Origin of the sequence: Fibrobacter sp. UWB1 (assembly GCF_002210325.1) — a bacterium.
GTDB lineage: Bacteria > Fibrobacterota > Fibrobacteria > Fibrobacterales > Fibrobacteraceae > Fibrobacter.
Genome location: NZ_MWQL01000024.1, coordinates 23,815 through 36,369 on the forward strand (window position 1 = coordinate 23,815; position 12,555 = coordinate 36,369).

The 12,555-nt window shown below is 53.9% G+C and carries 10 protein-coding genes and 1 tRNA gene; all 11 read right to left on the reverse strand.

Annotated elements, in window-relative coordinates; translation table 11 throughout:
• Positions 1 to 25 precede the first annotated feature (25 nt).
• Positions 26 to 4,471: a DNA-directed RNA polymerase subunit beta' gene (gene rpoC / locus B7988_RS13595; protein ID WP_088658338.1), complete on the reverse strand. Its 4,446-nt coding sequence runs from the start codon at positions 4,469 to 4,471 to the stop codon at positions 26 to 28.
• Position 4,472: 1 nt separating this feature from the next.
• On the reverse strand, positions 4,473 to 8,744 hold the full coding sequence (gene rpoB, locus B7988_RS13600) for a DNA-directed RNA polymerase subunit beta (protein WP_073322893.1): 4,272 nt from the start codon (positions 8,742 to 8,744) through the stop codon (positions 4,473 to 4,475).
• A gap of 131 nt (positions 8,745 to 8,875) precedes the next feature.
• Entirely contained in the window at positions 8,876 to 9,247 is a 372-nt protein-coding gene (gene rplL / locus B7988_RS13605; RefSeq protein WP_072980602.1) for a 50S ribosomal protein L7/L12, read from the reverse strand.
• A 51-nt stretch (positions 9,248 to 9,298) separates the two neighbouring features.
• Positions 9,299 to 9,835 (reverse strand): 50S ribosomal protein L10, encoded by a 537-nt coding sequence (gene rplJ / locus B7988_RS13610; RefSeq protein WP_072980604.1) that lies wholly within the window; start codon positions 9,833 to 9,835, stop codon positions 9,299 to 9,301.
• An 8-nt stretch (positions 9,836 to 9,843) separates the two neighbouring features.
• Positions 9,844 to 10,530, reverse strand: a complete 687-nt coding sequence (gene rplA, locus B7988_RS13615; protein ID WP_072980606.1) for a 50S ribosomal protein L1 — start codon at positions 10,528 to 10,530, stop codon at positions 9,844 to 9,846.
• Between the two features lie 39 nt (positions 10,531 to 10,569).
• Positions 10,570 to 10,995: a 50S ribosomal protein L11 gene (rplK, locus tag B7988_RS13620; protein ID WP_072801175.1), complete on the reverse strand. Its 426-nt coding sequence runs from the start codon at positions 10,993 to 10,995 to the stop codon at positions 10,570 to 10,572.
• Positions 10,996 to 11,024: 29 nt separating this feature from the next.
• Positions 11,025 to 11,564, reverse strand: coding sequence for a transcription termination/antitermination protein NusG (gene nusG / locus B7988_RS13625; RefSeq protein WP_073322889.1), 540 nt, complete (start codon positions 11,562 to 11,564; stop codon positions 11,025 to 11,027).
• A 3-nt stretch (positions 11,565 to 11,567) separates the two neighbouring features.
• Complete coding sequence (gene secE / locus B7988_RS13630; RefSeq protein WP_072980610.1) at positions 11,568 to 11,756, reverse strand: preprotein translocase subunit SecE; 189 nt, start codon at positions 11,754 to 11,756, stop codon at positions 11,568 to 11,570.
• A 19-nt stretch (positions 11,757 to 11,775) separates the two neighbouring features.
• A tRNA-Trp gene (locus tag B7988_RS13635) sits at positions 11,776 to 11,848 on the reverse strand.
• 12 nt (positions 11,849 to 11,860) lie between these two features.
• On the reverse strand, positions 11,861 to 12,013 hold the full coding sequence (rpmG, locus tag B7988_RS13640; protein ID WP_072801172.1) for a 50S ribosomal protein L33: 153 nt from the start codon (positions 12,011 to 12,013) through the stop codon (positions 11,861 to 11,863).
• 12 nt (positions 12,014 to 12,025) lie between these two features.
• A partial coding sequence (locus B7988_RS13645; protein ID WP_249269009.1) for an EF-Tu/IF-2/RF-3 family GTPase occupies positions 12,026 to 12,555 on the reverse strand: 530 nt, incomplete at its 5' end.

Sequence of the window (12,555 nt, forward strand, 5' to 3'; positions counted from 1 at the left end):
TCCAATTTTTTTCAAGTATCTCGGGTTAATTATCCGAATCTTCCTCGTCATTGATACCGATTTCGTTATCCAGCATCTGGATGGCGCTATCGTCGGATTCGGTGTAATCGCCCTGGATACCCATAGGCCGAGCCGCGGCATCCAGTTCGGCATCGGCATCCACCACCTGGACGTTCCTCAGGTGGCGTGCGCCAGTACCGCACGGAATAAGACGACCCATAATCACGTTTTCCTTAAGACCCAGGAGCGGGTCGACGCTACCTTCGATGGAAGCGCGGGTAAGGATCTTGGTGGTCTCCTGGAACGAGCAGGCAGAAATGAAGCTGTCTGTCGCCAAGGATGCCTTCGTGATACCAAGGAGCATCGGCGTGAAGGTCGCCGGAGTCTTGCCGAGTGCGACCAAGCGGTCGTTCTCTGCGCGGAGACGGGCCTTGGAAATTTCTTCGCCCGGAAGCAGTTCGGAGTCTCCGGAATCCTTGACCTTCACCTTACGCATCATCTGGCGGACGATACATTCGATGTGCTTATCTGCGATAGCCACACCCTGCAGGCGGTACACCGCCTGGATTTCGTTCACCAAGTGACGCTGGACCTCTTCAGGACCAAGGACGTCGAGGATATCGTGGGGATCCACGCTGCCTTCACTGATCTTCTGACCAATGTGGACACGGTCACCTTCGTTGACCGCCAGATGGACGCCGCGGGGAACCAGCACTTTCTCTTCCTGGTCATCCATCTTAATATAAACTACCTGGTTGTTGCGGACTTCTTCGATCTTTTCGACCAGACCGTCGATCGGAGCGATGAACGCCTTGTTCTTCGGAACGCGAGCTTCGAAGAGTTCGGCCACGCGCGGAAGACCACCCGTAATATCGCGGGTCTTACCGGCAGCGCGCGGAAGTTTTGCAACAGTCTGACCGACGCTCACCATTTCGCCAGCCTTAACGGTAAGGATAGCGCCGTCCGGAAGCATGTAGTTACCAATCTTCGTGTTAGAAGAATCAACGATGGTAACTGCCGGGTGGAGGTCCTTCTTGCCGTGCTGCTTGTCGCTAATCACGGTCCAGGTTTCCACGCCAGTGACTTCGTCAGTTTCGGAACGGTAGGTGCGGTTTTCAACCATGTCCGTAAGAACAACCTTACCAGAAACGTTACTGATAATCGGGCTGTTATACGGATCCCATTCGAACATTACCTGGCCAACTGTAACAGTGGCGCCGTTTTCGACATGGAGGATAGAGCCGTACGGAATCTGGTAACGACCCTTGTTGATGCCGGTCTTGTCAAAGATAACGAGTTCAGCCATGCGGCTGGTAACGACCTTCTGGCCTTCGTGTTCAACAGTTTCGACCTGTTCGAGTTCGATGTGGCCATCGACGGTTGCCTTCTTGTCACTTTCGACAGTAAGACGAGAAGAAGCACCACCGATGTGGAAGGTACGGAGGGTAAGCTGCGTACCCGGTTCACCGATGGACTGTGCAGCGAGCACACCCACGGCTTCGCCCAGGTCAACCGGACGACCGGAAGCAAGCATACGGCCATAGCACTTGGAGCAGACACCATTGCGGGAATCGCAGGTGAGCACGGAACGCATCTTGATGTGTTCAAGACCCGTAGCGGAGATCTTCGGAAGATCGCGTTCGGTCACGAGTTCGCCGGCCTTGACGATCACTTCGCCAGTCACCGGGTGCTTGATGTCGTCCACCGGAGCACGACCGAGGAGACGTTCTTCAAGAGCGATCACGGTATCGTCGCCGTCCTTGAATGCGGACACTTCAATACCATTCGTGGTACCGCAGTCTTCTTCGGTAATCACGAGGTCCTGGCCCACGTCCACGAGACGACGAGTCAAGTAACCAGCGTCAGCCGTCTTAAGAGCGGTATCTGCCAAACCCTTACGAGCACCGTGAGACGAGATGAAGTATTCCATCACGTTCAAGCCTTCACGGAAGCAGGACTTAATCGGGTTTTCAATAACTTCCTGACCACCGAGCTGCTTGATCGGCTTCTGCATCAAACCACGCATACCGGACAGCTGCTTAATCTGTTCACGGCTACCACGAGCGCCGGAGTCGGCCATCATGTAAACCGGGTTGAAGCCGTCACGGTCGCTGGAGAGCAAGTCCCACTGCTTGGCAGCAACTTCGGAGGTCGTCTTGGACCACACGTCAATGGTCTGGTTATAACGTTCACCGTCGGTAATCACACCGTCTTCATAGAGGCTACGGATGCGGGAAACCTGTTCGGCAGCCTTGTCGAGCATTTCCTGCTTTTCCTTCGGAATCACCATTTCGGCGATAGCCACAGAAGAACCGGCGCGGGTAGCCCACTTGTAACCGTTGGCCTTCAGGTCATCCAGGTAATCCACGGTCACGCGGTTACCGGTGCGGCGGTACAGGTCGTCAATGGACTTCGCAATCACCTTCTTGCCGAAGGTTTCGTTGGCGTAGCCAAGTTCCTTCGGAACAAATTCGTTAAAGATGATACGACCGACGGTCGTCTTGATAACATTGTCTTCCTTAAGGGTAAGGAACTTGATCTTTTCGCCAGCCTTGACAGCCTGTTCGATATTGCCGTTATCGTCGGCAGATTCGCGGAGGCACACGGCATCCTTTTCGAGGGCGCCCATGTAAATCTTCTGACCAGCCTTAAGCTTCAAGTAAACGATTGCGTTCAGATCGACAACACCGTTTTCGTAAGCGCGCACGGCTTCGGCAGAATCGAAGAAGTGCATGCCTTCACCCTTACGAGCCGGACGCGGCTTGGTCAAGTAGTACAGACCAAGCACGATATCCTGACCCGGGACAGCGATCGGCTGACCGGAAGCCGGGTGAAGAATGTTGTTCGAAGAGAGCATGAGAACGCGGCATTCGAGCTGCGTTTCGAAAGACAGCGGAAGGTGGCATGCCATCTGGTCACCGTCGAAGTCTGCGTTGAATGCAGTACAGACCAACGGGTGGAGGCGGATTGCGTTACCTTCGATCAAGCGCGGGTAGAACGCCTGGATACCCAGACGGTGAAGCGTCGGGGCACGGTTCAACATCACCGGGTGGTCTTCGATAATTTCTTCGAGGATATCCCACACTTCCGGACGTTCGGCGTCCACGTACTTCTTAGCGGACTTGAGGGTATAAACGATACCTTCTTCTTCCAAACGGTGGATGATGAACGGCTTGTAAAGTTCGAGAGCCATGCGCTTCGGCAGACCGCACTGATGCATGCGGAGTTCCGGGCCCACCACGATCACGGAACGACCGGAGTAGTCCACGCGCTTACCGAGCAAGTTCATACGGAAGCGGCCCTGCTTACCCTTCAGGAGTTCGGCGAGGCTCTTCATCGGACGTGCAGAACCCGTACGGGCAGTGCGACGGCCGCTGTCGAACAGCTGGTCAACGGCTTCCTGCAACATACGCTTTTCGTTGCAGAGAATCACGTTCGGCGCACGGAGGTCAATCAACTTCTTCAAACGGTTGTTACGGTTGATGACGCGGCGATAAAGTTCGTTCAAGTCGGACGTTGCGAAACGGCCGCCTTCGAGCGGTACGAGCGGACGAAGATCAGGCGGAATCACCGGAAGCACGTCGAGAATCATCCAGGACGGCTGGTTAGCGAGAAGGCGTGCTTCGCTCGGGTACATCTTGCGGAATTCTTCGTAAGCGTCGGCAACCACAAAGTTGTCGTGCTTGGCTTCGTAGTTAGCCTTGAATTCGGCAACGGCTTCGGCGAGGCCACGGAGCCAGGGCTGCTGGCTGTCGGCCTTCATGGCCTTGACAGGATCTTCGTAGTAGCTACGGAAGCTGTCGCGCTGAGACTTGAGGAAGGAATCCACGACCTTGAGACGCTTCAAAGCGTCTTCCTGCTTGGTCTTGGACTTGGACATAGCCTGAGTGCGGAGTTCTGCAGAAAGGGCGGTGAGGTCCACGCGGTCAAGCAGCTGCTTGATAGCGGAGGCACCCATCTTGGCGTCGAACGTACGGCCTTCGTTGGTGAGGTCCTGGTACTGGGCTTCATCGATCAAGGCATTCGGTTCGAGGTCAGCGTCACCCGGATCGATCACAACATACTTTTCGTAATAGATGATGTTGTCGAGATCCTTGGTGGAAAGGTTCAACAGAGCGCCAATGACGCACGGCTGGTTACGGACGAACCAGGTGTGAGTCAGAGGAATAGCAAGTTCAATGTGGCCCATGTACTTACGGCGCACGTTGGAGTGAGTCACTTCCACGCCGCAACGGTCGCAAACGACACCCTTGTAACGGATACGCTTGAACTTACCGCAGTTACATTCCCAGTTCTTCACCGGTCCAAAGATCTTTTCGCAGAAAAGACCATCCTTTTCAGGCTTGAAGGAACGGTAGTTGATGGTTTCGGGCTTGGTCACTTCACCATGGGACCAGCTGCGGATCATTTCCGGAGCGGCGAGGTGAATCGAAATATCGCCAGAATTGTCGCGTTCAATTTCTTCGACCATATTACTTATCTCCATTGGTCTGAATATTGAGACCCAAAGAACGAACTTCGCGGATCATAACGTTGAAGGATTCAGGAACACCCGGCTTCGGAGTGTTCTGGCCGTGCACGATAGCGTCGTACACCTTGGAACGGCCCTGCACGTCGTCAGACTTGACGGTGAGGAGTTCCTGCAGCGTGTAAGCGGCACCGTAAGCTTCCATAGCCCACACTTCCATTTCACCGAAGCGCTGGCCACCGAACTGGCTCTTACCGCCAAGAGGCTGCTGCGTCACGAGCGCGTAGCTACCGATAGAACGGGCGTGGATCTTGTCGTCCACCAAGTGACCGAGCTTCAGGTAGTACATGTAACCGATAGTAACCGGGTTCAAGAAAGCTTCACCGGTACGGCCGTCATAGAGCTTTGCCTTACCGATAATCTTGTTGTTGTCCGGATCCATTTCGTAGTTCACGATCGGGTTCTTCTGGTAAGCCTTTTCGAGTTCCTTGCAGATGTCTTCGAACTTGGCACCGTCGAACACCGGAGTGGAAACCTTGAAACCGAGGGTCTTGGCAGCCCAGCCCAAGTGGACTTCGAGCACCTGACCGATGTTCATACGGGAAGGCACGCCCAGCGGGTTCAGAAGAATCTGGAGCGGACGACCATCTTCGGTGAACGGCATGTCTTCGACAGGCACGATCTTGGAGACCACACCCTTGTTACCGTGACGACCTGCCATCTTGTCACCGATAGAGAGGCAACGCTTCTTGGCGATGTAGACCTTCACGCTCTTGAGCACGCCCGGCTTGAGTTCGTCACCCTTAGTGACCTTGTCGATTTCCTTTTCCATGGTACGGGTAAGCGTATCCAGGTTGTCGCGTGCAACGAGCACGAGCGAAAGAACCTTTTCCTGGAGTTCGTCGTCGCCGACCACGAAAGTGGAAGCCGGAGAAACCTTCGTCACATCGATGACGGAGAGGTTCTGTTCAGTATAAGTCTGGCCTTCGCGGATCAGGAGTTCATGGGTTTCGTTGTCCATGACCTTACCGGCAGCCTTGCCGCCCAAGAGTTCGAACAAGTGTTCGGAGCAAGAAGCCTTGATCTTGTCGATCTGGGCCTGGAAGTTGGAACGGATTTCGTTGATCGTTTCCTGATCCTTTTCCTTGCTGTTCTTGTCGGCCTTGTCCTTCTTGCTGAAGATACGGGTTTCGAGCACGACGCCCTTCATTCCCGGAGGAGCCTTCAGAGAAGAATCGCGCACGTCGCCGGCCTTTTCGCCGAAGATAGCGCGGAGCAAACGTTCTTCCGGAGAGAGTTCAGTTTCGCCCTTCGGAGTCACCTTACCGACGAGGATATCGTCAGCGGAAACTTCGGCACCCACGCGGATCACGCCGTTTTCGTCGAGGTTGCGCAAAGCATCTTCGCCGACGTTCGGGATTTCGCGGGTGAGTTCTTCCGGACCGCGCTTGGTGTCGCGGACTTCCAATTCGTATTCTTCAATATGGATAGAAGTAAAGGTATCCTTGATGGCGAGTTCTTCCGAAATAATAACGGCGTCTTCGTAGTTGTAACCGTTCCAGGGGAGGAAGCCGATCAAGATGTTCTTACCGAGAGCCAGTTCGCCGTGGTCGGTAGACACACCGTCAGCGAGCACATCGCCAGCCTTGACGAAGTCGCCCACGTCAACGATAGGCTTCTGGTTGATGCAGGAATCCTGGTTGGAACGTTCGAACTTGCGCAGAACGTAGTTGTCAATCGGATCCTTGCCGAGGAATTCGTAGTCTTCGCCGAGACCGGTGAGCGGCACGAAGTTGCCGTCGACCATGTTGCCACGCTGCACGGTGATGTTGCGTGCATCGACGAAGGTCACCTTACCGTCGTGCTTGGCGCGGACGACCGTACCCGAGTCGAGTGCGGCGCGGCGTTCGAGACCCGTACCCACGATCGGAGCTTCGGCGCGGAGCAGAGGCACCGCCTGGCGCTGCATGTTGGAACCCATCAATGCACGGTTAGCGTCATCGTGTTCGAGGAACGGGATAAGGCCTGCAGCCACAGACACGATCTGCATCGGGGCCACGTCCATGAGGTCAATGCGTTCGGTTTCGGTATCGTCGAGAGCGAAGCTGTCCTGGCGCATGAGGTGCGGGTATTCGCTCTTGTCGCGGACGATCACGTAGCCGTCCATGTCGCCCTTGAAGCGGTTGTCATCGGTGAGTTCGGTAGAAGCCGGAGCCACCTTGAAAGCGTCTTCTTCGTCGGCGGTGAGGAAGGTGATGTAGTCAGACACGATCTGTTCGACCACAGTGCCCACCTGTTCGTAGTCGGCCTTGCCGCCAAAATCATCGACGGTGAAACCGTTACGGTAGTAAGTCACGTTGCCTTCGGCATCCTTGAACGCAAACACCTTGTTCACGAAACCTTCGAAAAGGTCGCGCTGCTTGATGTCGAGGTTCATGCGCACGGAATCGATCTGCTTCTTGGAAAGTTCGAGTTCCAGGAAGAGGTGCGGGTCATGCACGAAAGCCTTGAAGATACCGAAGTGCCACTTGGCTTCCGGAATCTTCACAATGTTGCCCTTGGCATCCTTGAAGTCAATGAGACCCACAATACGGTACGGGGTTTCGATAAAGCCGAAGTGGTTCACCACGGCGAAAGATGCGAGGGAGTTGATAAGACCGATGTTCGGGCCTTCCGGTGTTTCGATCGGGCAGAGACGGCCGTAGTGCGTGTAGTGCACGTCACGGACTTCGAAGCCTGCGCGTTCGCGGGAAAGACCGCCAGGACCGAGAGCGGAAAGACGACGCTTGTGAGTAAGTTCAGAAAGCGGGTTCATCTGGTCCATGAACTGGGAAAGCTGAGAAGAACCGAAGAAGGACTGCACCGTGGAGCTGACCATACGGGTATTCACGAGGTCGCGCGGAGTGGTCTGTTCGTCTTCGCCGTGGAGGTTCAGGTTCTCGCGGATGACGCGAGACATACGGGAAAGGCCCACGGAAATCTGGTTAGCAAGGAGTTCGCCCACGGAACGGGTACGACGGTTGCCCAAGTGGTCGATATCGTCGAGGGTGTAACCTTCGGTATCGCTGTAGAGGCCAACCATGTATTCGATGATGGCAAGGAAGTCGGCCTTGCTCATGGTCATCGTGGTGAGGGACGGAATCTTGAATTCGTCGCCCTGTTCTTCGAGGACCTTCAAGATTTCGGGCTTGCTGTAAATCTTAGCGTTCAAGCGATAACGGCCAACTTCGCCGAGATCATACTTGTGCGGGTCGGAAATGAACTGGCTGTCGAAGTAAAGTTCGGCAGTGCGCATATCCGGAGCTTCGTCCTGCTGCTGGTGGGTCACGGAGTAGATAGCCTTGAGGGCGTCTTCGCGGGACTTGGACTTGTCGGCAGCGAGGGTGTAGTGGATGAGGAGGTTGTCTTCGTCCTTGGAGAGGAGCACAACCGTTTCCACCTTGTTTTCAATGAGGCATTCGAGCTTCTTTTCGTCGATCACGTCGTTCGCGTGAACGATAACTTCGCCGGAATCCTTGTCGATCACATCTTCGAAAATGATGCGGTCGATGAGGACGCAAACGCCATTTTCGTCAAATTCCTTGGAGAGGTCGCTAACGGAAACTTCTTCGCTCTTCTTGTAGAACAGCTTCAGGATTTCCTGAGTCGTTTCGAAACCGATGCAGCGGAGCATGGTCGTTGCGGCGAGCTTCTTCTTGCGGTCGATGATGAGGTAAAGGGTGTCGCCTTCGGTATTGAATTCCACCCAGGCACCACGGTGCGGAATAATACGGCTCTTGTAATCGGAGCGGCCGCTGGGCTGGAGTTCTTCGTCAAAGCTAATACCGTAGGAACGGTGCAACTGGGAAACGACAACGCGTTCAGCGCCATTGACGATGAACGTACCGTTTTCAGTCATGATCGGGAGTTCGCAAATAAGGACGTCGTTCTTGACTTCTTCCTTGAGCTTGCGGTCTTCGCCATCTTCTTCGAAAATCTGAAGAGAAAGAGTGGCGTAAAGCTCCATGGAATACGTGAGGCCACGCTCACGGCATTCGGGGATGCTGTACTTCGGGATACCGAAATAATAACCTTCATAATTAAGGGAATAAAGACCCTTGACGTCAGTGATCGGGAAAATATCCTGGAACACGCGTTCCAGCCCTACCTTGAGACGTTTTTCTGGCGAGATTTCCTTCTGGAGGAATTGCTCGTACGAAGCCTTCTGGACTTCGATCAGGTACGGGAGTTCCAGCTGGAACTTATTGGAGGAATAGCTTTTTCGCTCCGTGGTCATTTGAAATACCTCATCCGGTGAAGAGCTTTTTTATCTAAAAATAGCAAAAAATAGTGACAAACATTATACACCAAAAGCCCGCACATACAGTGCAGGCAGTTGGCATATAATAAGTCAATGAAGTGAAAGCATTACTTCAGAGCGACCTTTGCTCCGAGATCTTCCAGGTCCTTCTTGAGCTTTTCAGCGTCGGCCTTCGGCATTGCTTCCTTAACCACGCTGTTGGCCTTTTCGACCAGGTCCTTAGCTTCCTTGAGGCCCAGACCGGTGATGGCGCGGACAGCCTTGAGGACGTCCATCTTCTTAGCGCCGCATTCGACGAGGATCACGTCGAATTCAGTCTTTTCTTCAGCAGGAGCGGCAGCAGCGGCGGCCATTACGACGGCGCCACCGGCAGCAGCTTCGATGCCGTGGGTTTCTTTAAGGTAGTCAGCCAAAGCCTTGGCTTCGAGAAGGGTAAGACCAACGATTTGATCGCCCAGTGCCTTGATATCAGTTGCCATGATGTGTTTCTCCGATTATTCCGTTTAAATTTTTTGGTTTGTGGTTTGTTGTTAAGCTTCCGCAGCGGCTTCGGGAGCAGCTTCGGAGCCCGATTCTTTTTCCAGCTTTTCCTGGAGTGTCTTGATTTGACCGGCGATCGTGGAGCCAGGTCCGAGAGCGATGGAGACGATCTGAGCGATCATGCCCTTACGATCCGGGATCTTGGAGAGGTTCACGACTTCGGAGCCAGGCATCGCCTTGCCATCAAGGTACACGCTCTTGGCAACCAAGAAATCGGGGTTTGCTTTGTGGAATGCTTCAATTTCGCGAGCAGGCAGAAGCGGATCTTCTTCGAAGCCGACCATCACAGAAGTTGCGCCGGTCAGCAAATCGTCGAGACCTTCGACCTTAAGAGCAGCGAGCACGCGCTTGAGAAGAGTGTTCTTCACAGCGTGGTACTTCACACCCTTAGATGCGAGTGCCTTGCGAAGGGCATTGTCCTTTTCTACGGTCATGCCTTGATAATTGAGCAGATAAACGGCGGTAGCGCCATTGAAGGACTCGACGAGCGCGTCCACAGTCTGTTGTTTTTTAACTACAGCTTTCATGGTGTCTCCTATCGCGTCAGTGCCATATCAAGTTTGATGCCCGGAGCCATCGTTGCAGACAACGTAAGGCTCTTAATGTAGGTGCCCTTAGAAGATTGAGGCTTGTTCTTGACAACGGAATCGATCACAGCCTTGGTGTTTTCAACCAGCTGGTCGACGCCGAAGGAGAGCTTGCCTACGGGGGCATGGACGTTGGCGCCCTTGTCAACGCGGTACTGAATCTTACCAGCCTTGAGTTCCTTAACCGTCTGGGCCACGTTAACCGTAACCGTGCCGGCCTTCGGAGAAGGCATCAAACCGCGAGGACCGAGGACCTTAGCGACCTTACTAATCACCGGCATCATGTCGGGAGTAGCAACGACGGAATCAAAGTCCAGCCAGCCTTCCTGAATCTTCTGAACCAAGTCAGCACCACCAGCGTAGTCTGCGCCTGCGTTCTTTGCAACTTCAAGGTTATTGTCCTTGCAGAAAACCAAGACGCGGACCTGACGACCGGTACCATGCGGCAGCACGACAGTGCCACGAACCACTTGGTCGGAATGTTTTGGGTCCACACCGAGATTGAAGTGGATTTCGACCGTCTGGTCGAACTTCAATTCGGACTTTTTAAGGATTTGGACTGCTTCGGCAAGATCGTAAGCCTTGTTACGGTCGATGCTTTCAGCAATCTTCTTGTATTTTTTTCCTCTGAACATGGTGTTTCCTGTCAGATACGTAACGGTGAATTACCTGCCTCAGTCAACCACTTCAACACCCATGGAGCGAGCAGTACCCGCGACCATGCGCATAGCGGCTTCGAGGTCGATTGTGTTTAGATCCGGCATCTTCTTTTGGGCGATATCCTGGACCTGGGCCTTGGTGAGCTTACCAACTTTCTTACGGTTGGGTTCGCCAGAGCCGCTTTCAATGCCGGCAGCCTTCTTGATGAGGGCCGGAACCGGCGATACCTTCGTGATGAAGGTAAAGCTCTTATCGGCATAGACCGTGATAACGACCGGGATAATCATGCCCTTGTCGTTCTGGGTCTTAGCGTTGAACTGCTTGCAGAATTCCATGATGTTCACACCCTTCTGACCAAGGGCGGGACCCACCGGAGGAGCCGGGTTTGCGGCGCCTGCAGGAATCTGGAGCTTAATATAACCTGTGATTTTCTTTGCCACTGTGTTATCTCCGTTTCAAAACCGTAGTCTTAAGCGATGTCGGATTCTACCTGGTTGTAGGAGAGTTCGACAGGCGTAGAACGACCGAAGACCGTGACCATGACCTTGATCTTGGTCTTGTCTTCCATAATCTCGTCTACGACGCCCACAAAGTCCTTGAAAGGACCTTCCTTGATGCGGACATTTTCGCCAATTGTGTACGGATTTTGGATCTCGCCTTCCGCGGAGCCACTAGGATCAACTCCAAGAAGACGATCGACCTCGCTCTGTTGTAAAGGAATAGCCACCCTCTTGGTGGGTGTCATTCCTAAGAAATGGGTGACGCCATTGATGTTCATCACCAAATGCTGGGTGAGCTCGTCCAGCACCATTTCGATGAAAACGTAAGTGGGCATTGCGTTCTGCACCGATACATGACGACGACCGCGAACGGTGGAAACCACTTCGCGGGTCGGAACAATGATACGGCCGAACTTTTCCTGAACGCCTTCGCGTTCAATCATCTGCTCGATACGTTTCTTAATGTTGTTTTCTTGACCGGAAAAGGTGTGAATGGCATACCAAAGCATACATTAACCTCTTCCCATAATTTTGTCAATGATCCAAGAGAAACCAACGTCGAGTCCGGCAATGTACAGACCCATAATGACGCTGAAAAGCATCACTACCAAAGTCGAACCCTTAAGTTCTTCCCAAGTAGGCCAAGTAACTTTCTTCAGTTCCTCGATGGATTCCTTGACATATTGCTGGATCTTGCGCATAATGACTCCAGGAAGTGAGCAGGTCGGGAGGGACTCGAACCCCCAACCAACGGTTTTGGAGACCGTGACTCTACCAATTGAGCTACCGACCTATTCGGACTTCCTTACTTGGTTTCCTTGTGAACAGTATGCTTGCGGCAGAACGGGCAGTACTTCTTGTACTCCACGCGGGAGGGATGAAGACGCTTGTTCTTGTCGCAGTCATAGTTGCGCTGATTGCATTCGGTGCATTCGAGCGTGATGAGTTCTCTGGGCATTTTATTATCCGATTACTTGATGATTTCGGTTACGGAGCCAGCGCCAACGGTACGGCCACCTTCGCGGATTGCGAAGCGGAGCTGCTTTTCCATTGCCACCGGGGCGATCAGGTTCACGTGGATGGTCACGGTGTCACCCGGAGTCACCATTTCGACACCTTCCGGCAGCTGGATCGTGCCAGTCACGTCGGTGGTGCGGAAGTAGAACTGCGGACGGTAGCCGTTCATGAACGGCGTGTGACGGCCACCTTCGTCCTTCGTCAGAACGTAGATTTCTGCCTTGAATTCGGCGTGCGGGGTCACGGACTTCGGGGCTGCGAGCACCTGGCCGCGGCGGATGTCCTTCTTTTCTGCGCCGCGGAGGAGCAAACCGACGTTGTCGCCAGCCTGGGCGTCGTCGAGGAGCTTGCGGAACATTTCAACGCCGGTAACGACGTATTCGGCGGTTTCGCCGAGACCCACGCGTTCGACCTTGTCGTTCAGGTGAACGACGCCGCGTTCGATACGACCGGTGGCGACGGTGCCACGACCGGTGATGGTGA

Bases quoted from the DNA above. Each gene is read 5' to 3' on its own strand.
- rplA (WP_072980606.1), bottom strand. From the start codon at position 10,530: ATGTTCAGAGGAAAAAAATACAAGAAGATTGCTGAAAGCATCGACCGT.
- rplJ (WP_072980604.1), bottom strand. From the start codon at position 9,835: ATGAAAGCTGTAGTTAAAAAACAACAGACTGTGGACGCGCTCGTCGAG.
- secE (WP_072980610.1), bottom strand. From the start codon at position 11,756: ATGCGCAAGATCCAGCAATATGTCAAGGAATCCATCGAGGAACTGAAG.
- rpoB (WP_073322893.1), bottom strand. From the start codon at position 8,744: ATGACCACGGAGCGAAAAAGCTATTCCTCCAATAAGTTCCAGCTGGAA.
- nusG (WP_073322889.1), bottom strand. From the start codon at position 11,564: ATGCTTTGGTATGCCATTCACACCTTTTCCGGTCAAGAAAACAACATT.
- rpmG (WP_072801172.1), bottom strand. From the start codon at position 12,013: ATGCCCAGAGAACTCATCACGCTCGAATGCACCGAATGCAATCAGCGC.
- rplL (WP_072980602.1), bottom strand. From the start codon at position 9,247: ATGGCAACTGATATCAAGGCACTGGGCGATCAAATCGTTGGTCTTACC.
- rpoC (WP_088658338.1), bottom strand. From the start codon at position 4,471: ATGGTCGAAGAAATTGAACGCGACAATTCTGGCGATATTTCGATTCAC.